The 21527-nt window shown below is 62.7% G+C and carries 20 protein-coding genes and 1 pseudogene; 8 read left to right on the top strand and 13 right to left on the bottom strand.

All coding sequences use genetic code 11. From position 1 onward, the window contains the following. The first annotated feature begins 100 nt into the window (after window positions 1-100). From NP945_RS23145 to NP945_RS23130, 4 genes are all read left to right on the top strand, one after another. Window positions 101-1480 (top strand): aspartate aminotransferase family protein, encoded by a 1380-nt coding sequence (locus NP945_RS23145; RefSeq protein ID WP_256747620.1) that lies wholly within the window; start codon window positions 101-103, stop codon window positions 1478-1480. Window positions 1481-1623: 143 nt separating this feature from the next. Beyond that, a complete protein-coding gene (locus tag NP945_RS23140; RefSeq protein ID WP_256747619.1) occupies window positions 1624-1989 on the top strand; it encodes a hypothetical protein in 366 nt (121 codons plus the stop codon). Window positions 1990-2070: 81 nt separating this feature from the next. After that, window positions 2071-2715: a cytochrome c oxidase assembly factor Coa1 family protein gene (locus tag NP945_RS23135; RefSeq protein ID WP_127271457.1), complete on the top strand. Its 645-nt coding sequence runs from the start codon at window positions 2071-2073 to the stop codon at window positions 2713-2715. Between the two features lie 193 nt (window positions 2716-2908). Beyond that, complete coding sequence (locus NP945_RS23130; protein ID WP_256747618.1) at window positions 2909-5344, top strand: FAD-dependent oxidoreductase; 2436 nt, start codon at window positions 2909-2911, stop codon at window positions 5342-5344. A 329-nt stretch (window positions 5345-5673) separates the two neighbouring features. Here NP945_RS23130 and mmsB read toward each other — a convergent pair whose 3' ends face one another. The 3 genes from mmsB to NP945_RS23115 form a co-directional block, all read right to left on the bottom strand. Next, window positions 5674-6555 (bottom strand): 3-hydroxyisobutyrate dehydrogenase, encoded by an 882-nt coding sequence (mmsB, locus tag NP945_RS23125; RefSeq protein WP_256747617.1) that lies wholly within the window; start codon window positions 6553-6555, stop codon window positions 5674-5676. Window positions 6556-6618: 63 nt separating this feature from the next. Next, window positions 6619-6987, bottom strand: coding sequence for a four helix bundle protein (locus NP945_RS23120; protein WP_127331895.1), 369 nt, complete (start codon window positions 6985-6987; stop codon window positions 6619-6621). A 22-nt stretch (window positions 6988-7009) separates the two neighbouring features. Further along, complete coding sequence (locus NP945_RS23115) at window positions 7010-8179, bottom strand: isobutyryl-CoA dehydrogenase (protein ID WP_128364299.1); 1170 nt, start codon at window positions 8177-8179, stop codon at window positions 7010-7012. A gap of 136 nt (window positions 8180-8315) precedes the next feature. Between NP945_RS23115 and NP945_RS23110 the strand changes: the two genes are divergently transcribed. Continuing rightward, complete coding sequence (locus tag NP945_RS23110; protein ID WP_256747616.1) at window positions 8316-8930, top strand: dimethylsulfonioproprionate lyase family protein; 615 nt, start codon at window positions 8316-8318, stop codon at window positions 8928-8930. After that, complete coding sequence (locus tag NP945_RS23105; RefSeq protein WP_256747615.1) at window positions 8930-10402, top strand: cobyric acid synthase; 1473 nt, start codon at window positions 8930-8932, stop codon at window positions 10400-10402. The genes NP945_RS23110 and NP945_RS23105 overlap by 1 nt, the downstream gene beginning before the upstream one ends. 23 nt (window positions 10403-10425) lie before the next feature. On the opposite strand, the gene NP945_RS23100 is transcribed toward NP945_RS23105, so the two are convergent. From NP945_RS23100 to NP945_RS23085, 4 genes are all read right to left on the bottom strand, one after another. Next, complete coding sequence (locus NP945_RS23100; protein WP_256747614.1) at window positions 10426-10845, bottom strand: VOC family protein; 420 nt, start codon at window positions 10843-10845, stop codon at window positions 10426-10428. Between the two features lie 72 nt (window positions 10846-10917). After that, window positions 10918-11748 (bottom strand): AraC family transcriptional regulator, encoded by an 831-nt coding sequence (locus NP945_RS23095; RefSeq protein ID WP_256747613.1) that lies wholly within the window; start codon window positions 11746-11748, stop codon window positions 10918-10920. A gap of 102 nt (window positions 11749-11850) precedes the next feature. Beyond that, window positions 11851-12021, bottom strand: coding sequence for a hypothetical protein (locus tag NP945_RS23090; protein WP_127268806.1), 171 nt, complete (start codon window positions 12019-12021; stop codon window positions 11851-11853). Window positions 12022-12073: 52 nt separating this feature from the next. After that, window positions 12074-12859, bottom strand: a complete 786-nt coding sequence (locus NP945_RS23085) for a TSUP family transporter (protein ID WP_256747612.1) — start codon at window positions 12857-12859, stop codon at window positions 12074-12076. A 148-nt stretch (window positions 12860-13007) separates the two neighbouring features. Here NP945_RS23085 and NP945_RS23080 point away from each other — a divergent pair, with 148 nt between their 5' ends. After that, entirely contained in the window at window positions 13008-13439 is a 432-nt protein-coding gene (locus NP945_RS23080) for a TerB family tellurite resistance protein (RefSeq protein ID WP_127268808.1), read from the top strand. A gap of 20 nt (window positions 13440-13459) precedes the next feature. Here NP945_RS23080 and NP945_RS23075 read toward each other — a convergent pair whose 3' ends face one another. The 5 genes from NP945_RS23075 to NP945_RS23055 form a co-directional block, all read right to left on the bottom strand. Beyond that, window positions 13460-15082 carry an ABC transporter ATP-binding protein gene (locus tag NP945_RS23075; protein ID WP_256747611.1) on the bottom strand — a complete coding sequence of 541 codons (1623 nt, stop codon included), beginning with the start codon at window positions 15080-15082 and terminating at the stop codon, window positions 13460-13462. Further along, entirely contained in the window at window positions 15079-15948 is an 870-nt protein-coding gene (locus NP945_RS23070) for an ABC transporter permease (RefSeq protein ID WP_256747610.1), read from the bottom strand. The genes NP945_RS23075 and NP945_RS23070 overlap by 4 nt, the downstream gene beginning before the upstream one ends. After that, window positions 15945-16892 (bottom strand): ABC transporter permease, encoded by a 948-nt coding sequence (locus tag NP945_RS23065; RefSeq protein WP_256747609.1) that lies wholly within the window; start codon window positions 16890-16892, stop codon window positions 15945-15947. Before NP945_RS23065 ends, NP945_RS23070 begins: the two co-directional genes overlap by 4 nt. A 13-nt stretch (window positions 16893-16905) precedes the next feature. Continuing rightward, the gene (locus NP945_RS23060) at window positions 16906-18384 is read right to left on the bottom strand and encodes an ABC transporter substrate-binding protein (RefSeq protein WP_127271445.1); all 1479 of its coding nucleotides are present in this window, start codon (window positions 18382-18384) and stop codon (window positions 16906-16908) included. A gap of 160 nt (window positions 18385-18544) precedes the next feature. After that, on the bottom strand, window positions 18545-19825 hold the full coding sequence (locus NP945_RS23055) for an acetylornithine deacetylase/succinyl-diaminopimelate desuccinylase family protein (protein WP_256747608.1): 1281 nt from the start codon (window positions 19823-19825) through the stop codon (window positions 18545-18547). Window positions 19826-20047: 222 nt separating this feature from the next. On the opposite strand from NP945_RS23055, the pseudogene NP945_RS23050 reads away from it, so the two are divergent. Next, window positions 20048-20473: pseudogene (locus NP945_RS23050) on the top strand (L,D-transpeptidase); the annotation flags it as partial. A 64-nt stretch (window positions 20474-20537) separates the two neighbouring features. Here the strand turns inward: NP945_RS23050 and NP945_RS23045 are convergent. Continuing rightward, window positions 20538-21521, bottom strand: coding sequence for a lipid A biosynthesis lauroyl acyltransferase (locus NP945_RS23045; protein WP_164873981.1), 984 nt, complete (start codon window positions 21519-21521; stop codon window positions 20538-20540). Window positions 21522-21527: the final 6 nt, after the last annotated feature.

The following is a 21527-nucleotide window of genomic DNA, read 5'->3' as shown; positions in this document are numbered from 1 at the left end:
AGCTTTTGCGGCTGTGCGCCCGCATCGGCTATTCGCCACCTCTTTGCCTCTGAAGCATTCGCCCCGGCTTGCCGGATAGAATCCAGAGGGAAGATCAGACATGACCTATCAGAATTATTCGCTGAAGCAGCTTCAGCAGATCGACGCCGCGCATCATCTGCATCCGTTCACTGACCACAAGGAAATGCGCGGGGCCGGGTCGCGCATCATCACCCATGCCAATGGCCCTTTTATCTACGATTCCGAGGGGGCTGAAATCCTCGATGGCATGGCCGGGCTGTGGTGCGTCAACATCGGCTATGGCCGTGACGAGCTGGCCGAGGCCGCCTATGCCCAGATGAAGGAACTGCCTTATTACAACTCCTTCTTCAAATGCTCGACGCCGACGCCAGTGCTGCTGTCCAAGAAGCTGGCGGAGATCGCGCCAAAGCACGTCAACCAGGTGTTCTATGGTTCGTCGGGCTCGGAGGCCAACGACACGGCACTGCGTCTCGTGCGCCACTATTGGGTGCTGGAAGGCCAGCCGGAGAAGAACCGCATCATCTCGCGCAAGATGGCCTATCACGGCTCGACCGTTGCCGGCACCTCGCTCGGCGGCATGGATGGTATGCACAAGCAGCTCAACGGTGCGGTGCCCAACATCGTCCATGTGATGATGCCCTACGCCTATGAACTGGCGCTGCCGGGCGAGAGCGACCATGATTTCGGCCTGCGCGCGGCCGGGGCTGTCGAGGAGGCGATCCTCGAAGCCGGCGCCGACAAGGTTGCCGCCTTTATCGGCGAGCCGGTCATGGGGGCGGGCGGCGTGAAGATACCGCCGGCGAGCTACTGGCCGGAAGTGCAGCGCATCTGCCGCAAATACGATGTCCTGCTGATGCTGGACGAGGTCATCACCGGCTATGGCCGCACCGGCGAGTGGTTCGCTGCCCAGACGCTCAGCATCGAGCCCGACACGATCACCACGGCCAAGGCGCTGACATCGGGCTATCAGCCGTTGTCGGCATTGCTGGTCGGCGACCGCATCGCCTCGACGCTGGTCGAGAAGGGCGGCGAGTTCAATCACGGTTACACCTATTCCGGGCATCCGGTGGCCTGCGCCGTGGCGCTGAAGAACCTCGAGATCATCGAGCGGGAAGGGCTGGTCGATCGCGTCCGGAACGATACCGGCCCTTACTTCGCCAAGGCGTTGCAGGAGCGCATTGCCGGGCATGATCTGGTCGGCGAGGTGCGTTCGATCGGACTGATGGGCGCAATCGAGATCGTCAAGGACAAGGCGACCAAGGAGCGGTTCCTGCCGGCTGGAAGTGCGGCGGTGACCGTGCGCGATCATGCCATCGCGCACGGCATGATGCTGCGCGCTACCGGCGACACGATGATCCTGTCGCCGCCGCTGATCTGGACCCGTGATACGATCGATATGGCCTGCGACCGCATCTCGAAGGCGCTGGATCTGGCGCAAGCCGACCTGCGCAAGCGGTAGAACTCGACCCCTCGGCTGGGCGCTCCTCGGCGGGAGCGCCCAGCCTTGAGGCCATGCTGACGCGGGGAGCGAACGAATTCCACCACAAGCGCGTAGTGTGTGGGGCTGCGGCTGATTCGGCCGCGACAAGGGGTTTTGTTTCCATGAGAAAGACCAGCAAGAGCCGACGGACGCAAGAAGCGGCCATCATCGGCGGCGACCTGATGCTGGCGCCGCTGGTGGCGATGATGCGGCTGCCGTTGATGGCCATGGATGGCGGGAGCAGCCAGCCTTGGAGCACGGAGACCGCGCGTGCGGTAAACGAGAAGACCGCCGCTATGGCCGAAGGCGTGTTTGCGGCGCAAATGTCCTTCCTGCAATCGGCATCGCGGTTCTGGCCGGAAATCTTTTCCGGCCGCACGCCGTCGCTGTTCAACGGGGTCGCGACGGAGCGCTCGATCAGCGCCGCGCTGAAGCCGGCAAGCCGTGCCGTGAAAGCGAATTTTCGCCGGCTATCCAACAAGACCTGACAGAAGTTGCAGAACTTTGATTTTGCGCATTGACGGGCTCATGCGCTAGAATCAGTCGGTACGTCACCGATGGGGGACACGATGGCCGGACAACCGCTCAACCAGCCGGCTGAAATTCCAGCCGAACTCGACCGCTGGAACTGGGGCGCTTTCTTCCTCAACTGGATCTGGGGCATCGGCAACAGCACTTTCATCGCGTTACTGGCGCTGATCCCTGTCGTCAACATCATCATGATCATCGTGCTGGGCGCACGCGGCAGCCGCTGGGCCTGGCAGAACCGCGCCTGGCGCGACGCGGAACAGTTTCGCAAGACGCAACGCAACTGGGCAATCGCCGGCCTTGCCGTCTGGGTTGTCGGGATTGGCGGCTGCGCGACGATGGTGGGCAGCATTCCCTACGTCCTGAAAGGCAGCGATGCCTACCACATGACGATGGACAGGCTTCGCGCCGACGACCGCGTCAAGGCGGCGTTGGGCGATGATTTGACCGACAGTTTCTGGGTCGGCGGCCATCTCAACGTCAATGCGAATGGGGCCGGCGACGCCCAGTTCGGCATTCCGGTCCACGGCGCCAAGGGCAAGGGCACGGCCTACTCGACCGCTGTCCGGACAGCCGGCACATGGAGCCTGCGCCTGCTGGTCGTCAGGGTCGAAGGAGCCGACGCGCCGATCGTGCTGATCAACGAAGATCATGTCCCGATCCCGAATGCTGCAATCGGAATATAGCAGGGCAAAACGCAAAAACGCAGCCTAAACGCGGGCGCGAAGGCTGACAGTTCGGCCGGCTTTGTGGCCCAACAGTCGGGTGACCACTGCTGCGTTCCAGACAAGGAAATATGCTGAAAAGCCGGATGCTGTCTGACAGTATGCGCATGCGTTCATGTGGACCGGTGGCAATTTCATACAAGGGCACGCGCATATGGTGAGTTCCTTTCGTGCGGTCGTGGTCGGTGGCGGCTGTGTGGGTGCAGGCATTCTCTACGGCCTGGCAAAGCGCGGCTGGACCGATGTGGCATTGCTGGAGCGAACGCAGCTTACGGCCGGGTCGACATGGCATGCCGCGGGGCTCATCCCTTCTTACGCGCGCAGCCGCAATGTCGGCCGCATGATCGCCAGGTCGATCGAAATCTATGAGGGGCTGGAGGCGGAGACGGGCCAGAACGTCGGCTGGCACAAATGCGGCCAGCTGCGCATTGCCAACACGCGCGACAGGCTGGACGAGTACAGAAGCTACATGGACGTTGCCGAGGTCCAGGGTGTGCGGGCCCGGATCGTATCGCCCGCGGAAGCGCGAGAAATCTGGCCGCTGCTCGACAACAACAGCATGCTGGGTGCCCTTTATCATCCCGATGACGGCCACATTGCACCCGCCGATGTCACCCAGGCCATGGCCAAGGGTGCACGCGACCGTGGCGCGAAGATCCATCTCGATACCGAGGTTGTGGGCTTCGAACGCATGCCGAGCGGCGAGTGGAGGGTCAAGACCTCACGCGGCGAGATCGTCTGTGAACATGTCATCCTTGCAACAGGCAATTACGCCCGCCAGACCGGCGCCATGCTTGGCCTGGACATTCCCGCGATCCCGATCCTGCATCAGTACTGGATCACCGAGGCGGTCCCCGAAATTGTGGAACGCAAGCGGCTTGGTCTTCCGGAAATGCCGATCCTCAGGGACGAGGGTTACGAGGGCTATCTGCGCGAAGAAGGCGACGGGCTGATGTTCGGTCCCTACGAGCGCACCGAGCAGCTCAAGCTGTTCGCTGAAAACGGCGTCCCGGAATGGTTCGGCGCCGATCTGCTCGATGAGGATTTCGATGCCGTGTCCTGGAACTGGGAACGCGCGACCGAACTGGTCCCCGCGCTCGGACGCGCCGGCATCAAGCGGAATGTGCGAGGACCTTTCCAGATGACGGCCGATGAACTGCCGCTGATGGGGCAGGCGTGGGGCCTGGAGAATGTCTGGCTCGCCGAAGGGGTGCCTGGAGGCATCCTTTGGGGTGGTGCGATTGGCTATTACCTCTCCGAACGGATCGTGGAGGGTGGCAACAGCATCGACACGGCGGAGCTGGACCCCCGCAGGTTCGGCCGATATGCCAACAAGAACTGGACCCGGGCAAAGGTCCGGGAAGCCTGGGGCACCCACGCCGCACAGCACTATCCTGGCCAGGACATGCCGGCGGCGCGACCGCAGAAAACGGCCCCGTCCTATGATCGCCTAAGCCAGCTCGGCGCGGTGTGGGATGTGTTGAACGGCTGGGAGATGCCGAGCTGGTTTGCGCCTGCCGGTGTCGAAGCGCGCAATGTCTACAGCTGGCGCTGGACCTCAAAAGGAGACCACGTCGCCGCGGAGGTGCAGGCTGTCCGCCAGGCCGCTGGGCTGGTCGAGATGACTCCCATGACCAAGTTCGAGGTTAGCGGGCCGGGCGCCAAGGGCTGGCTCGACGGAATCCTGGCCAACAGGCTGCCTCGTCCCGGTCGCGTAGCTCTTGCCCATCACCTGACGCCGGCCGGCTGCGTGCAGGCCGAATATGTGGTGGCGCGGCTGCAGAGCGACCTGTTCTATCTCATATCGACGCCGCGCGCCGAGCGCTGGAACCTTGACGATCTCAGCCGGCTGTTGCCGAAGGACGGCAGCGTGCATCTGCGCAACGTCACGGAGGATCGCGGCAGCTTCACGTTGGTTGGGCCGAAGGCGCGCGACATATTGCAGCCGCTGACGGAGATCGACCTCTCCAATGAAGCCTTTCCATGGTTCAGCGTGCAGTCCGGCACCGTCGGCATGGCCAGCGACGTACGGCTCCTGCGCGTCAACTATTCGGGCGAACTGGGATGGGAACTCTATCATCCTCTCTGCTATCAGCGGCATTTGCTGGATGCGCTCCTGGCATCGGGAGAGGCACACGGGCTGAGGCTGGCCGGACTTCAAGCGCTGGAATCGCTTCGTCTCGATAAATCCTACCGCGCCATGTATCGCGACATGAACCCCGAATTGTCAGCCTGGGAAAGCGGCCTCGACCGATTCATCAGCCTCGACAAAGGGGACTTCATCGGCCGCGCGGCACTGGTCGCAAAACAGAAGCAGGTGACACGCCGGATCGCCACGTTGTCGATCGATACGGATGGTGCGAGCGCGTTCGCCTTCGAGGGCGTTTACCGCGAAGGCGAGCTCGTCGGCCACATCACCTCGGCGGGCTACTCCTACACTTTCGGTCACGACATCGCACTTGCGCTGTTGCCCCTGGCACTTGTGTCGCCCGGCACCGAGCTCGAGGTGTCCATCCTCGGCGAGCGCCGCGCGGCCAAGGTGATCGCCGACTCGCCCTATGATCCGGAAGGCGCCCGCGGGCGCATGTGAGGCATCCCGGAGTACAGTTCCGGGTTATCGATGTCTCAAAACGTGCTGCAGGGCAAAATGCAAAAACCGCGCTCCATCAGGAACGCGGCTTTGCCAGATACGCATGGCGCTTCGCTACGCAAACACTTTGCGAAACTTATGGCACTTGTCGAAACTTACGGGCTCCGGTACGCGAGACCTGATCCGGAGCGCCGGGCGGATGAGATATGTCCGCCTCGCAGTCCGTTTTATAGGGACATCGTTACCGCGGAGTTATCGAGAGCTTAAGCAAATCTAAATTTGCACTTTTTCCACCCAAGGAAACCGGAAAAATCCGGCAAATCCGGGGGTTACGCTGGGTTACCCCTGAGAAAATTAATTATGCCGGAGAAATCGACCCCGCCATGTCCCTGGGCGTTGAATAAGGCATAGAGCTGGGCTGCTTCGGCACCAAGCGGCGTTACAGCACCCGCACCATGCGCGGCTTCCTGGGACAATTTCAGGTCTTTCAGCATCAGTGCCGCTGCAAATCCTGGGTTGTAGTCCCTGTTTGCGGGCGAAGTCGGCACCGGCCCGGGCACCGGGCAGTAGGTGGTCAAGGACCAGCACTGGCCGGAGGAGGTCGAGGCGACGTCGAACAGCGCCTGGTGTGACAGGCCGAGCTTTTCCGCCAGCACGAAGGCTTCGGCGACACCGATCATCGAAATGCCGAGGATCATGTTGTTGCAGATCTTTGCCGCCTGGCCGGCGCCGTCGCCGCCGCAATGGACGATGCGACCGGCCATCGGCGTCAGGATCGGCTCGGCAGTTGCAAAGGCGTCATCGGAGCCTCCGGCCATGAAGGTCAGCGTGCCGGCCGCGGCACCGCCGGTGCCGCCCGAGACCGGTGCATCGATCGACGACAGCCCGTGCTTCCTGGCGACGGCATGGGCCTTGCGGGCTGACTCGACGTCGATGGTCGAGGAATCGATAAAGAGTGCGCCTTGCTTGGCCTTGAGCGCGATGTCTTCGTAGACGGAGAGCACATGCTTGCCGGCGGGAAGCATCGTAATCACCACATCGGCATCCTTCACCGCGGCAACGGCATTAGCCATCACTGTCACGCCATGCTCTCGGGCGACGGTGAGGTTTTCCGGCACAAGGTCGAAACCATTCACCGCATGCCCTGCCTTGACCAGGTTAGCGGCCATCGGATTACCCATGTTCCCTAGGCCGATGAAGGCGATCGTCATAGTGGTGCTCCGTGATTTGGGCTAGCAGTAGGCAGTAGGCAGTAGGCAGTAGGCAGTAGGGGTCTATTCGGGTGCAAGTTTGAAAATAAGCTGGCGAAGCATTTTGCCGATGCCCTCCGTGGATGTCAGCAAATGACTAGCTTGATCATGCGTGGCAAGGCCAATGCGTTCAGCGATCTGGAGGTGTGTCTCGAATTCCTTCAGCGAGCCTTGGGCAATCCTCAGAAATTGCTGATAGGAACCTCTGTTGTCTCGGCCATAACCTTCGGCGATGTTTGCAGGAATAGAGGTTGCTGAACGGCGGATTTGGCTGGTCAACCCATACAATTCCTCTTTTGGCCATGCCTTGGTCAAAGAATAGGTAGCGACAGCCAGATCCATCCCCTGCTGCCACACGATAAGATCCTTGTAGGAATTGATCTTGCCGGTCATCTCACTGCCTACTGCCTACTGCCTACTGCCTTCCAATTAATGCCCGCGCGATGATGACGCGCATGATCTCGTTGGTGCCTTCGAGGATCTGGTGCACCCGCAGGTCCCGCACCAGCTTCTCGATGCCGTAGTCGTGCAGGTAGCCATAGCCGCCGAGCAGCTGCAGTGCGTCGTTGGCGACATTGAATCCGGTATCGGTGACGAAGCGCTTGGCCATCGCCGACCATTTGCCGGCGTCCGGCGCCTTGCGGTCGAGCTTCGCGGCGGCGGCATAGAGGAAAATACGCGCCGCCTGCAGTTCGGTCTCCATGTCGGCCAGCCTGAACTGCAGCGCCTGGAACTGGTTGATCTTCGAGCCGAAGGCCTTGCGCTCGGCGGTGTAGGAAAGCGCCTTGTCGAGCGCCGACTGCGCGCCGCCCAGCGAACAAGCGGCGATGTTCAGACGGCCGCCGTCGAGCCCGGCCATGGCGATGCCGAAACCCGCACCTTCGCCGGACAAAAGGTTCTCCGCCGGCACCTTGCAATCCTCGAAGATGACCTGGCGGGTCGACTGCATATGCCAGCCCATCTTGTGCTCGTTGGCGCCGAAGGAAAGGCCTGGCGCATCTCTGGGCACGACGATGGTGGAAATGCCTTTCGGGCCGTCCGCGCCGGTGCGCACCATGACGGCATAGACATCGCTGTCGCCGGCGCCGGAGATGAACTGTTTGGTGCCGTTGAGGACATAGTCGCCGCCGCTCTTGACCGCGCGCGTTTTCAGCGCCGCGGCATCGGAGCCGGAGCCTGGCTCGGTCAGGCAGTAGCTGGCCAGCCATTCCATCGAGGTGAGCTTCGGCAGGAAGCGCTGGCGCTGCTCGTCATTGCCGAAACGGTCGATCATCGACGCCACCATATTGTGGATGGAGATGAACGACGAAAAAGCCGGATCTGCGTGCGACAGCGCCTCGAAAATCAGCACGGCGTCGAGCCGGCCAAGTGCCGAGCCGCCGACATCGTCCCTGATGTAGATGCCGCCGAGGCCAAGCGGGCCGGTTTCGCGGATCACATCGGCCGGGAAATGCTTGTTACGGTCCCAGTCGAGCGCATTTGGCGCGACACGGTCTGCGGCGAAGGCCTGCGCCATCTCCTGGATGGCGCGCTGCTCCTCGTTAAGTTCGAACTGGCTGGTGCTCGCATCGACCGCGGCGTCCATGGCGTGCTCCCTAATCTTCGACCTGTTGGCCTGTCGTTTTTGGCTTTGCGCGCGCACCAATCTAGACCAATGATGCCGCCGCGCAACCCGATCCCCTGCGGAGCGGCTGTGCATCAATGCATGTCCGGAGTAAGATGTGACGACAAAATTCGATGAACTGCTGGGCCGGTTCCGCGCATACCTTTTCTCCGTGGATCACGCCTTGGTGCGCGATGCCGTGGCGCGCATTGGCTGGGACATGCCGGCTCGCACGCTGGAGCCGCATCCGCTCAGCTGCCTGCGTCATCTCGATCGCGCCGCAGAACTGGCGCCGTCGGATGCCAAGCCGCTGGTGCAACTGCTTGCTGAACGGCGCAACGATCTCCGCTGGGGGCAGACCTATGGCGAGGCGGATTTCGGAAAAGAGTTCATCGACAATTACGGCTGGTTGGAAGTGTTCGGCACCCGAGGCCACTTCGTCAATGACGCGGTCGCCGCCGGCGTGCTGATCCTTGGGCTTGATATCGTCTATCCCGACCACCATCACATTGCCGAGGAAATCTACATTCCGCTGACCGGCGGTACCGAATGGCGCATGGGCGAGAGCGGCTTTTGCATGCGCACGGCCGGCGAGGTCGTCCACCACGCGTCCAACGTCAATCACGCCATGCGCACCGGCAAAGACCCATTGCTGGCGCTGTACATCTGGCGCGGCGGGCCGCTGGCGCAGAAATCCGATATCACCGGAACCTTGGCGCAGGGCAGGGACTGATGGCCAGAGCGATCATGCTGCAAGGCACGGGTTCCGACGTCGGCAAGACGGTGCTGGTCGCCGGCCTCTGCCGCGCGGCAAAGAAGCGTGGGTTGAAGGTGCGGCCGTTCAAGCCGCAGAACATGTCGAACAACGCCGCCGTTGCCGATATTCCCGGCGACAAAGCTGGCGGCGGCGAGATCGGCCGCGCGCAATGGCTGCAGGCGATCGCTTGCGGCGTGGCACCCTCGGTCCACATGAACCCGGTGCTGCTGAAGCCGCAGACCGATGTCGGCGCACAGGTCATCGTGCAGGGCAAAATGTTCGGAGAAGCGCGGGCGCGTGATTACCAGGCGATGAAGGGCCAGTTGATGGACGCCGTTCTGGACTCCTGGGGCAAGGTCGGCGAGGGCGCCGATCTCGTCATCGTCGAGGGCGCGGGTTCGCCGGCCGAGATCAACCTGCGCAGCCGCGACATCGCCAATATGGGCTTTGCCACGCGCGCCGACGTGCCGGTGGTGCTGGTCGGCGACATCGATCGCGGCGGCGTCATCGCTTCGGTCGCCGGCACGCATCTGATCCTGCCGGAGGAGGACCGGCGCATGATCGTCGGCTATCTCATCAACAAGTTCCGCGGCGACGTTTCGCTGTTCGACGATGGGCTGGAGTCGATCGAGACATTCACGGGTTGGCGCTGTTTCGGCGTGGTGCCGTGGCTGAAGGCGGCGGCGCGCCTGCCTTCGGAGGATTCGGTGGTGCTGGAGCGGTTGGCGTCCGGCGAGGCACGCGCGCTGAAGGTGGCGGTGCCGATGCTTGGCCGCATCGCCAATTTCGACGATCTCGACCCGCTCAAGGCCGAACCGCAGGTCGAGGTGGTGTTCGTGCCGCCGGGAAAGCCTCTGCCGGCCGATGCCGGGCTGGTGGTCATTCCGGGCTCCAAGTCGACGATCGGCGATCTGCTGAAATTCCGCGAGAACGGCTGGGATCGCGACTTGCTGGCCCATCGCAAGCGCGGCGGCCATGTCGTTGGTATCTGCGGCGGCTTCCAGATGCTCGGCCGCACAGTGCGCGACCCTGACGGCATCGAAGGCAGCGTCATCGAAGCCGAAGGGCTCGGCCTGCTCGACGTCGAAACGGTGATGGAACCGGAAAAGACGGTGCGCAACGTCAGCGCCCGTTCGGTGCCGTTCGACTTGCCGCTCGAAGGCTACGAAATCCACCTCGGCCGCACCACCGGACCGGATACGCTGCGGCCTTCCGCTGTCATCAATGGTGTCGAGGACGGGGCGGTGTCGGCCGACGGCAAGGTGATCGGCACCTATATGCACGGCCTGTTTGGCGCCGACGGCTTTCGCGGGAGATTCCTCGAAAGCCTCGGCATCAAAGGCGGCGGCATCGACTACCGGGCCGAGGTCGAGCGGGCGCTGGACGAGGTCGCAGCCGAGCTGGAGACCCATCTCGACTGCGACGCGATCTTTGCGCTGGCTCGGTAATTCGCAGAGCGCCCGAGGTTGGCTCAGGCCTTTTCGCCCGCCTTCGGCCAGTAGGTGCCGAAGGACCAGACGTTGCCTTCCGGGTCGCGGCAGATGAACTCGCGGCTGCCATAGTCGCGGTTGGTCAATTCCTGGATGATCGTGGCGCCGGCGTTCCTGGCCTTGGCATAGGCGGCATCGGCATCGTCGACGGCAATGTAGATCGACTTGCCGCCGCCTGAGCCGGGTTCGCCGACCATCTTGCCGTAGTCGTCGTCGCGCACCGTGCCCAGCATGATCATCGAGGAGCCGAAGACCAGTTCGGCATGGTGCACGACATCGCCTTCGCCATAGCGGGCACGGACGCTGAAGCCGAAAGCCTCGCCCAGCCAATCGATCATTCTTGCCGCGTTCTTGTAGCGCAAAGCGGGGTAGAGGCGGGGCGCTTCAGTGGTGGTTGGCATGGGAGCCTCCTTCATTTGGGTTGGTCGATAACCCACCCTGCTCAAAGACCGTTCCGGCGTCTTGAAGAAATGTTACCTGACAGAGAGCGCGGTCGGCGTTTCGCCGGCGAGGTCGCGAAACTCGCGCACCAGATGCGCCTGGTCGGCATAGCCGCAATCGGCGGCGATGCCGGCCCAGTCGACGGTCTGTTGTCTCGACAGGCCGAGCGCGCGGTTGAAGCGGACAATGCGCGACAGCGTCTTGGGGCCGATGCCGATGGCGTTGGAAAAACTGCCGGCGAGATGCTTGCGGCTCCAGCCCAGCCTTTCGGCGATCGATCCAATGCGGGTCCGGCCGCCGGATGCGATGATGCGGTCATAGGCCCAGGCGATTTCAAGCGGCGTCTCGGCGGCATTCTCGAGACGGGCGGTGACGAAGGCTTCGGCCATGTCGAAACGCGTCGTCCAGTCCGGCGCGTTGCCAAGCTTTTCACGCAGCGCCAAGCCTTGCGCGCCAAGCACGTCGTCGAGGACGACCATGCTGTCGGCCAGTTCGCTCATCGGCAGGCGGAAGAAACGGCGTGCGCCAAGCGGCGTGAAGTTGACCTGGACGCAGCAGGCGCCGCCGAAGGATTCGATCACCACCGGTCCGGCAAAGAGGCCGGCGGCGAAACTGGCGAAGCGGTCATTGTCGCCGGGTGCCTTGCCGAGGCCGATGGCGAAGGGTTCGGCGAAGTTGATGACCAGCGGCACGGTGAGGGACGCGTATTCGACGTTGCGCATATGGCCGGGCGTCATTTCGCGATAGCCGCAAATGTCCGACACAATGCCCTGAAGTCGAGGATCGGGCAGGCGCCGGCGCATCTCGAACCGCCCGGCGACGGAACGGTCCTGCTCTTGCTGGGGTTGCATCTCGACTGGCATCGGCCATCCTTGCGCCAAGTCAAATCTAGCAGACCCGGGGCCGGAATCAAAAGCGCCCGGCTTTTGGCCGGGCGCTCCTCGTCCCCACTTCAAGGGAAATGGTCAGGCGCCGCGCATCAAGCAGCCGCCGGCAAGCACGATGAAAGCAATAAGAACAATCCACACCGATGCGAGTGGAATGAACGCAAGAACGCCAAGCGCGGCGAGTGCGCCGATGATGGCGATAACAACGGAAATGATAAAAACGATCTGCGTAGGTGCGCTAAGATTCATGTGTGGCTCCTCCTACATGATTCGAACAGCGGCATTCTATCAGGGCGCGTGATCACACACCAATCAGGGCGCGCAGCGGGTTCGCCGGGTCGGCCAGCAGCTTCACAGCAAGCGCCAGGCACACGATCACCAGCAGCGGCTTGATCAGTTTCGCGCCGATGCGCATGGCCAGGCTGGCGCCGACGCGGGCGCCGATGAACTGGGCAACGCCCATCATCAGGCCGATCTTCCAGTAGACGACGCCGAAGGCCGCGAAGACGATGAAGCCGCCGATGTTGGAGGCGAAGTTGAGCAGCTTGGTATGCGCCGTCGCCTTGAGCACGCCATAGCCGGCAAGCGCCACGAAGGCCAGCATGTAGAAGGAGCCTGCGCCCGGTCCAAACAGGCCATCGTAGAAGCCGATCGCGGGTACCAGGATCAGTCCGAATAGGAAGGGCGACAGCCGCTCGGCGCGATCGATGTCGTTCATGTTGGGCTTGAACGCGAAGTAGAGCGCGATGGCGATCAGCACGATGGGCAGGGCAGCCCGCAGAATGTCACCCGGCACCATCGTCGCCAGCAAGGCGCCGATGGCGCTTCCGACAAGGGCCAGAAGCGCCGACGGCAATTGCCGGCGGAGGTCGACATGACCCTTCGATGCGTAGTGGATGGTCGCCGAGCCCGAGCCGAACATGCCTTGCAGTTTGTTGGTGGCGAGCGCCTGGACCGGCGTGAAGCCGGCAAGCAGCAGCGCCGGCACGGTGATCAGCCCGCCGCCGCCGGCGATCGAATCGACAAAACCCGCGGCAAAGGCGGCGAAGGCGAGCATGGCGACGGTCTGGATGCTAAGGTCGATCATCTGATGTATGGCGGTGTCCGGCCGGCTGAAATATCGGGCGTTCGACCACGGCCGCCCTGTTTGCGCAAGGTCGATTCCGCGCTACCTCTATCCAAGCGCATCGCGCTTGGATTTGTATTTATGTGGTTAACCCGGAAAGAGGCTCCTGATGGCATTCGCATTGCTGGACCAGATACGTCAGATATTCGACGGCGACCCGGGTGTGCGCAAGGTGGCGGACGATCCGGTCCTGTCGGCGGAACTGCTGATGTTGTTTCGCATGATCCTGGCCGACGGGTCTGTCAGCGAGAGCGAGATGGTTGTCTTCCGGCGCATCTGCAAGGACGCCTTCGGCATTGCGGAAAGCAGTATCGACAGCGTCATCGAATATCTCAACGAGTTCGGCTACGAGACCAACGGCTCGCAGGCGATCGCACTGTTCCGCGACCTCGATGTCGAGCGGCGCCGCCAATTGGCCAAACATATGGCGGAGATCGCCAAGGCGGATTCGCAACTTGCCGAGAGCGAGATGCGCCTTCTGCGCCGCACGCTCGACCTGCTCGACATCAGCCCGGTCGATGTGGTGAAGCCGCAGGAGTGATTGGACGCCTTCTCTCCTGATCAGCCTTGCTCTCGCAGCCGCGTCGCGATCGCCCGGTGCAAATCAGGGGCGGCGGTGACAAGCGCCTTGGCAGCCTCGGATTGCGGGTGGTCGAGCACCGCGTTCGTCTTGCCGCGCTCGACGATCTTGCCGTCATGCATGACCAGCACCTCGTCCGTGATGGCGCGGGCGACGGTCAGGTCATGGGTGATGAAGAGATAGGCGATGCCGAGCTTCTGGTTGAGCTCGGCGAACAAATCAAGGATTTGGGCGCGGATCGAGACGTCGAGCGCCGAGACCGGCTCGTCGGCGACGACCAGCTTGGGGCGGGTGATGATGGCGCGGGCGATCGACAGGCGCTGGCGCTGGCCGCCGGAAAATTCATGCGGGTATTTGTCCATGTCGCTGATGCCGAGGCCGACTTCGTGCAGCGCATGCGCCACCATTTCGCGGCGCTCGGTGCGTGTCGGCTGCTTCTCCAGCACATGCAGGGGTTCGGCGACTAGTTTTTCGACCTTCTGACGCGGGTCGAAGGATCCGTAGGGATCCTGGAAAACGACCTGCATGTCACGGCGAGCCGGCTTCAGCTCGGCTTCGCTCTTGCCGGTGACGGTCTCGCCGCGAAACCGGATCGTACCCGAGCTTGGCCGATCCAGCGCCAGGATCATGCGGGCGAGGGTTGACTTGCCGCAGCCGGATCTGCCGACCAGCGCCACCGATTGGCCCGGCGCCATCGACAGCGAGACATCGTCGACAGCGCGGATACCAGGCGCGCGTTTGAACAATGAGGTGCGTCGGCCGGGATAGTCGCGGGTCACGCTTTCGACCTGAAGCAAAGGTTGGCCCGTCGCGATGTCATGCGGCCTGGCGCGCGCCGGCACATGCATCGAGGCCTGCGCCAGCTGGCGCGTGTAGGGATGGAGCTGCTCGGACAGCGTGCGCGCAGTGTCGCCGGCTTCCATAACCTCGCCGCGGCGCAGGATAGTGATGCGGTCCGCCATCTCGGTCACCACGGCGAGGTCGTGCGAGATCAGGAGCAGGCCCATGCGGCTTTCGGCGACGAGGTCGCGCAACAGGTCGAGGATCTGTGCCTGCAGCACCACGTCGAGCGCCGTCGTCGGTTCGTCGGCGATCAGCAGCTTCGGCTTCAGGGCGCAGGCGATGGCGATGACGACGCGCTGGCGCTGGCCGCCGGACAGTTCATGCGGATAGCGCGACATAGGGAATTTCGCCGAGGGCAAGCCGACGCGGTCGAGCATTTTTCGCGCCCGGTCTTCGGCCTCGGCGCGGCTGGCCTTGGTGTGCCAGCGTATGCCTTCGGCAACCTGTTCGCCGATGGTCTTGACCGGATTGAGCGCCGTCATCGGCTCCTGGAAGACCATGCCGATGTCGTCGCCGCGCAACGCGCACATTTGATCCTCGCTCGCCGTGAGGATGTCGATGCCGTCGAATGTGACGCGTCCGGTGGCCCGCGCGGCATGGGGCAGAAGCTGCATCACCGTCAGCGCAGTCATCGACTTGCCCGAACCGGATTCGCCGACCAGGCCCATCACCTCGCCGGGCGCGACGGAAAGCTCCATACTTTTAAGGATCTGCGTGTCACCGATGGTCAGCGACAGGTTCTCGATGTCGAGCAGGCTCATCGCTGTCGCCGCGATTTCGGATCGAGGATGTCGGCGATGCCGTCGCCCAGGAGGTTCAGCCCCAGCACGGCGACAACGATCGCCATGCCCGGAAAGATCGCCATCCATGGCGCCACCACCATGCGGGTCTGCGCGTCGAACAGCATGCGGCCCCAGCTCGGCATTGGCGGTTGCGTGCCCAGGCCCAGATAGGAAAGCCCGGCCTCGGCCAGGATGCCCAGCGCGAACTGGATGGTGCCTTGCACCAGGAGCAGCGTGGCGATGTTGGGCAGCACATGTTCGATTGTGATTTGCGCGCTGCTCTTGCCGGCGGCGCGTGCGGCGAGAATGAACTCGCGCGGCCAGATCGCCAGCGCGCCGGCCCGGGCGACACGGGCAAAGACCGGGATGTTGAAGATGCCGATGGCGATGATGGCGTTGATCGCGCCTGGCCCGAAGATGGCGGTGATCATGATCGCCGACAGCAAAGCCGGGAAGGCGAAGACGAGGTCGTTCAGCCGCATCAGTGCCTCGTCGACGAGGCCGCCGCGTGCCGCCGCAAAGGCGCCGAGCGGCACGCCGACCCCCATGCCGATGCCGACCGCGACCAGCGCCACGGCAATCGAATTGCGGGCCCCGACCATGACCATCGACAGAATGTCGCGGCCGAAATGGTCGGTGCCGAACCAGTGCGCCAGCGAGGGTGCCTGCGTCTTGTCCGATATCACCAGTTTGGTGACGTCGTAGGGCGTCCAGCCATAAGAGACTACAGCCATTGCCAGGATCAGCAGCGTGATGACGAAACCGGCCACGAAGGCGGTATTCCTGAACGCCTTGCCCAGGATGTTGCCAAACGTCTCTTCTGACATCTCGATTTGCAGTGTCATTGCCGGCTTCTCAAGCGCGGATCGACAACCGCATAGGAAAGGTCGACGAGGAGGTTGACGGCGATGACGGCGGCGACCAGCAGCATGACGACGCTTTCGACGACGATCAGATCGCGCTGGGTGATGGCCTGGAACACCAGCCTGCCGAGGCCGGGCAGGTAAAAGACATTCTCAATGATGATGGTGCCGGCAAGCAGGAAGGCAAACTGCAGGCCCAGAATGGTCAGCACCGGGATCATGGCGTTGCGCAGTGCATGCCGCCACAAGACTGCGCGATAGGGCAGGCCCTTGGCGCGGGCGGTGCGGATATAGTCCTCGTTCAGCACCTCGATCAGCGCCGAGCGGGTGACGCGCGCCAGGATCGCGGCTTGCGGCAAGGCAAGTGCGACCGCCGGCAGCAGCAGCGATTTCAAGGCTGGCCAGATGCCAGCACTCCAGCCGGGAAACCCACCGGCGGGGACCAGCCGCAGCCAGACGGCGAAGACATAGATCAGCATCAGCGCGAACCAGAAATTGGGCACGGCAACGCCAAGCTGTGCGGCGCCCATGGAAATCGTGTCACCGGCGCGTCCACGCCGGCTGGCGGAAAACAGGCCAACGGGAATCGCGATGATGGTGGAGAGCGCAAGCGCAATCAGCGCCAGCGGCAGCGAGACGGCAAGCCGCTCGCGCACCAGATCGATGACCGGCACCGAATAGGTGTAGGAGCGGCCGAAATCGAGACTGAGCAGGCCGCCGGCCCATTGCAGGTAGCGCAAGGCCAGCGGCGCGTTGAGGCCCATCTGGTTGCGCAGCAGCTCGACCTGATCGGCACTGGCGTTCAGGCCCAGCATCAGCCGCGCCGTATCGCCGGGCAGGATCTCCAGGACGGCGAACACCACCATGGAAGCCAGCACCAGCGTGGCGAGCGCGACGGCGAAGCGTTTTAGGAGGTAGGCGGTCATGGAAGGTGGGGGATCACTCGCTCCACTTCACCTTGGTCAAATCATTGGCCTGGATCGGGGCGTTTTCCCACAGGCCTTGCAGCTTGGCGTCCCAGACGCCGACCTTGGGCAGTTCGTAGAGGAAGCCGACCACGGCATCGTCCGCCAGGATCTTCTGTGCCTGCCCCAGCAATTCCTTGCGCTTGGCTTCGTCGGAGGTGACGCCGAGATCGGCAATCACCTTGTCGAAGGCCGGGTTGTCGTAGTTGAAGTAATAGTCCTTGCGCGAATAGATATCGATGTCGTTGGGCTCGGTGTGGGAGACGATGGTCAGGTCGTAATCCTTCTTGGTGAACACCTGATCCAGCCACTGCGCCCATTCGACCGGGATGATCTCCAGATCGATGCCGACGTCGCGAAGTTGTGAGGCTATGATTTCGCCACCGAGGCGGGCATAGGCGGGCGGCGGCAGTTTCAGCGTCGCCTTGAAGCCGTTTTCGAGGCCTGCCTCTTTCAGCAATTCCTTGGCCTTGGCGACATCATGCTGGTAGCGGCCGGTGAGGTCGACATAATCCTTGCTGGCCGGCGACATGTGCGAGCCGATCGGCTGGCCGAGGCCGGCCGAGGCGCCGTCGATGATCGCCTTGCGATCGAGCGCGTAGGAGATCGCCTGCCTCACCTGCAACTTGTCGAAAGGAGGCTTCTTGTTGTTGATCGACAGGATGGTCTCACCCTCGGTCGAGCCGATCACCACCTTGAAGCGCGGATCGTCCTTGATCTGCGCGAGGCTGTCGGCATCGAAGAACGGGAAAGCCTGGATGTCGCCGGAAAGCAGGGCCGGCACATAGGCCGCGGCATCGGGCACGATGCGGAATTCGGCCTTGTCGAGGGACGCCGGTGTGCCCCAGTAATTGTCCGATTTGACCAGCGTGATCGACGATCCCTTGGCCCAGCTCTGGAACTTGAACGGGCCGGTGCCGATCGGTTTCTCCTTGTTGGTCTCTGCCGATTCCGGCGCCACGATCACCGCGTCACCCCAGCCCATATTGTAGAGGAAGGATCCCTGCGGGTTCTTCAGCGTCACTTTGACGGTCGCCGGATCGACGACGTCTATCGTATCGATGGCCGCGAATAGGCCCTTTTGCGCGTTGACCGAATTTTCGGCGCGGGCTCGATCGAGCGAGAATTTCACGTCGCCGGCATCGAAGTCGGTGCCGTCATGGAATTTCACGCCGGTGTGCAGCTTGAAGGTGTAGACCTTTCCATCATCGGAAATGGTCCAGCTTTCGGCCAGATCCGGCAGCACCTCGCCAGTGGGCCCGATGCGTGTCAGGCCCTCGAACACATTGGCATATAGAACCTCGTCGATTGCCGCGGCGGCACCTGCGGTCGGATCGAGATGCGGGGGTTCGAGCGGAATGCCGATGACCAGGTCGGTCCGCGCGGCAAACGCGGAAGCGCCGGCGGCCAGCGACAGCACCGCGGCCGCCAGGATGGTTTTCCACAGTTTCATCGTGCGACTCCCCATGCGTTTCAGACACGTGCTCGAACCCGGGCGATAGAAGCGTGATTTCGCCGCGGAGTAAATTGCGTTTCGTTCTGCCCGTTGGCGTGGCCGGGAATGTTTTGTCCTGGCCACTGCATCGGCAGGTCGAAGCTTGTCGCGGTGCGCCTTACCCCGCGGCTGTGCCGCGCAGCAGCACGTTGAGCCCTATCGCCATCACCTTGGCCGATTCTACCATGTCCGCTATCCCGACCCATTCGTCCGGCCGGTGGGCGAGGTCGAGAATGCCCGGCCCATAGGCGATGCAATCATAGATATGGCCGATGCGCGCAATGTGCTTCTGGTCGTAGGTGCCGGGCGAAATGACATAGTCGGGTTCGCGGTCGAAGATCGCCATGATGCCTTGCGCAACCGCTTTGACCACCGGGGCGTCGCGCTCGGTCATCAGCGGCAGCACTTCCATCAGGTCGCGGATTTCGTAGTCGAATTTTGTCCGCTCGCGCTTTAGCCGGTCGAGAATACCGGTCACTTCGCCTTTGACGGTGTCGAGATCTTCCTCCAGCAGGAAACGACGGTCGATGGTCAGCCGGCAGGAGTCGGGCACGTTGGGCGACGGCAGGCCGGGCCGGAAGTCCTCGGTCTGGCCGCCATGGATCGAATTGATGTTCATGGTCGAGCGTTTTGCCCCTTCGGGCACGACCGGCATGCGCGTCATCTTACGGTCAAGCGCAGGGAACAGCTCGTCCTCGAAAGCCCTCAGCACGGCGCCCATGTGGCGTACGGCATTGTCGCCGAGAAACGGCATCGAGCCGTGCGCGATCTCGCCCTTGGTCTCGATCTCCGCCCACCAGACGCCGCGATGCCCGAGGCAGATGCGATCCTTGTTGAGCGGCTCGGGAATGATGACGTGGTCGACCCTGGGTTTTGAGAAATAGCCTAGTCTGGCCAGATGGGCGACGCCGCCGAAGCCGCCGGACTCCTCGTCGACGGTGCCGGATATTTCGATGGCGCCGGGAAAGTCGGGGAAGACTTCCAGGAAGGCTTCGGCTGCGATGATCGAGGCGGCCAGTCCGCCCTTCATGTCGCAGGCGCCGCGACCATAGACCTTGCCGTCTTTGACGATGCCGGCAAAAGGATCGACGGTCCAGCCGTCGCCGGCTTCGACCACGTCGATGTGCGAGTTGAAGTGGACGCAGGCGCCTGACGATCTTCCGTCGAAACGGGCAACGACATTGACGCGCGGGTAGCGGTCGGTGTCGCCGGGCGTGCCTTCGGCGCGGATGAATTCGGTCTCGAAACCACTCTTCTTCAGCCGCGCGCCGAGATATTCGGCGCATGGCCGATAGGCCTCGCCGGGTGGATTGATGGTCGGAAAACGGATCAGCTCAGTGGTCAGCGCGACGACATCGTCGCGCCTGTCATCGATTGCCCGGAGGAGTCGCTCGTTCATGCCCAGAGTTGAGCAGCGATCTCGGCGGTTTTGCAAGCCCGTTGGTGATCGAGCCTGTGCGGCGTGTCGTTGCGGCAACTATTGCGGGAAATCGTTCAAATTCGCTGCTTTGGATTGGCGAATTGGTCAAGGTGTGTGTGTTAGCCCGTTCATCTGCCATTAAAAAGATGAGAGACAATTTGAGGGCAGGCAGGTTAGGGGCAATCAAAGGGGTTTGATCGCATGAAAAAGACAGTTCTCATGGCAGCCGTGTTTGTTGCGATGCTGTTCGGTGCTTCGGGGCAGGGCTGGGCAGCCAGCCTCGTTGCAAATATTGACGTGTCTTCGCAGACGATGACCGTCAGATATGGCGCGTCGGTTTACCGGTGGAGCGTCTCCACCGCGCGCAAAGGTTACATTACGCCGCGCGGCAGCTATCGGCCGCAACGGACGGCGCGGATGTGGTATTCGCGCAAATACGACATGTCGCCAATGCCTCATTCGGTGTTCTTCCGCGGCGGCTATGCCATTCACGGCACCGGCGCGGTGAGGCAGCTCGGGCGCCCGGCATCGCATGGCTGTGTGCGCTTGCACCCGACCAATGCCGCCGCCTTCTATGCGATGGTTCGGCAAGCCGGTTTCGGCAATACGCGCATTGTCGTCACCAACTCAAGAGATTCAGGTTCGCTGTTGTCGGCTGGCGCAGGGCTAACACCCTCGCCAGCAGTTCTGTTTAAGCGTTCGGGACCGCTTTTGCCTGCGAGGGCCGCTTTCGACGCCCGCCGCTGATCTCCCACCTTTTGTGGAACCACATCCACTGGCCGGGATCTTCTCGCACCCAGCGTTCGACGACATCGTTGAGACGCTGGGTGGTGGCGTGGACATCGACGCTGCCGTCAGCCGTGCGCGGCAATGTCAGCTTGTCCTCGATTTCGAGCCGGAAGCGGTTGCCTGGCAGCCTGATGCAGCGAGCCGGATAGACGTCGCAGTCATAGTGACGGGCAAGGGTGGCCAGCACCCGATTGCTCTGGCACGGACGGCCGAAGAATGTCGTCTCCAGTCCGTTGGAGAATTTCTGGTCGACAAGGATGCCGATGTTGCCGCCGTTCTCCAGGACCCCGGCCAAGGCGAATGAGGCACCGGCCATCGATGGCAGCAACGAGCCCATGGTCGAGCGGCGCGTCGAGAGGATGTAGTCGGCAAGATAAGGATTGTTGGGTGGGCGAAACAGCGCCGTGATGTTCATGCCGAAGGTCGCCGCCGCCACCGGCAGAAGTTCGAAATTGCCGAGATGGCCGGTAAAGACGATGTGCGGCTTCACTTCGCTGGCGATTTCGAGGAAGTGGTCCGCTCCTTTGACCTCGATGCGGCCGGGCTTGATCGCTGTAGGGTCATAGTCGAAGAGGGCGTCGAGAAAGATGTATTCCGCGGCAAGACGGGCCATGTTGCCCCACATGTCGGAGGCGATCGCCTGGATCTCGGCTTCGCCCTTTTCCGGATAGGCCTTGCGCAGATTGTCGACGGCGACCTGATGGCGTCCCACCCGGGGGCCGACCATGCGTGCGGCGCGGTCGGCGAAATTCAACGCACTGTCGGCCGGCAGCAGGCGCAGGACCGAGATGATCATCATTGCGGCGCGCGCCACCAGCCAGTAATTGAGCTGGCGCAGTTGCCTGCCGTAGCGAAATTTTAGATCCCGGCGGAACTTCTTGAACACAGAGGT

Origin of the sequence: Mesorhizobium sp. LMG17149 (assembly GCF_024518695.1) — a bacterium.
Classification (GTDB): Bacteria; Pseudomonadota; Alphaproteobacteria; order Rhizobiales; family Rhizobiaceae; genus Mesorhizobium.
Note: the sequence above shows the minus strand (reverse complement) of the source record. Positions and strands in the feature narration are given on the sequence as shown.

Excerpts from the sequence above, each read along its gene's own strand:
- NP945_RS23145 (WP_256747620.1), top strand. The coding sequence starts at position 101 with ATGACCTATCAGAATTATTCGCTGAAGCAGCTTCAGCAGATCGACGCC.
- NP945_RS23140 (WP_256747619.1), top strand. The coding sequence starts at position 1,624 with ATGAGAAAGACCAGCAAGAGCCGACGGACGCAAGAAGCGGCCATCATC.
- NP945_RS23135 (WP_127271457.1), top strand. The coding sequence starts at position 2,071 with ATGGCCGGACAACCGCTCAACCAGCCGGCTGAAATTCCAGCCGAACTC.
- NP945_RS23130 (WP_256747618.1), top strand. The coding sequence starts at position 2,909 with ATGGTGAGTTCCTTTCGTGCGGTCGTGGTCGGTGGCGGCTGTGTGGGT.
- mmsB (WP_256747617.1), bottom strand. The coding sequence starts at position 6,555 with ATGACGATCGCCTTCATCGGCCTAGGGAACATGGGTAATCCGATGGCC.
- NP945_RS23120 (WP_127331895.1), bottom strand. The coding sequence starts at position 6,987 with ATGACCGGCAAGATCAATTCCTACAAGGATCTTATCGTGTGGCAGCAG.
- NP945_RS23115 (WP_128364299.1), bottom strand. The coding sequence starts at position 8,179 with ATGGACGCCGCGGTCGATGCGAGCACCAGCCAGTTCGAACTTAACGAG.
- NP945_RS23105 (WP_256747615.1), top strand. The coding sequence starts at position 8,930 with ATGGCCAGAGCGATCATGCTGCAAGGCACGGGTTCCGACGTCGGCAAG.
- NP945_RS23100 (WP_256747614.1), bottom strand. The coding sequence starts at position 10,845 with ATGCCAACCACCACTGAAGCGCCCCGCCTCTACCCCGCTTTGCGCTAC.
- NP945_RS23095 (WP_256747613.1), bottom strand. The coding sequence starts at position 11,748 with ATGCCAGTCGAGATGCAACCCCAGCAAGAGCAGGACCGTTCCGTCGCC.
- NP945_RS23090 (WP_127268806.1), bottom strand. The coding sequence starts at position 12,021 with ATGAATCTTAGCGCACCTACGCAGATCGTTTTTATCATTTCCGTTGTT.
- NP945_RS23085 (WP_256747612.1), bottom strand. The coding sequence starts at position 12,859 with ATGATCGACCTTAGCATCCAGACCGTCGCCATGCTCGCCTTCGCCGCC.
- NP945_RS23080 (WP_127268808.1), top strand. The coding sequence starts at position 13,008 with ATGGCATTCGCATTGCTGGACCAGATACGTCAGATATTCGACGGCGAC.
- NP945_RS23075 (WP_256747611.1), bottom strand. The coding sequence starts at position 15,082 with ATGAGCCTGCTCGACATCGAGAACCTGTCGCTGACCATCGGTGACACG.
- NP945_RS23070 (WP_256747610.1), bottom strand. The coding sequence starts at position 15,948 with ATGACACTGCAAATCGAGATGTCAGAAGAGACGTTTGGCAACATCCTG.
- NP945_RS23065 (WP_256747609.1), bottom strand. The coding sequence starts at position 16,892 with ATGACCGCCTACCTCCTAAAACGCTTCGCCGTCGCGCTCGCCACGCTG.
- NP945_RS23060 (WP_127271445.1), bottom strand. The coding sequence starts at position 18,384 with ATGAAACTGTGGAAAACCATCCTGGCGGCCGCGGTGCTGTCGCTGGCC.
- NP945_RS23055 (WP_256747608.1), bottom strand. The coding sequence starts at position 19,825 with ATGAACGAGCGACTCCTCCGGGCAATCGATGACAGGCGCGACGATGTC.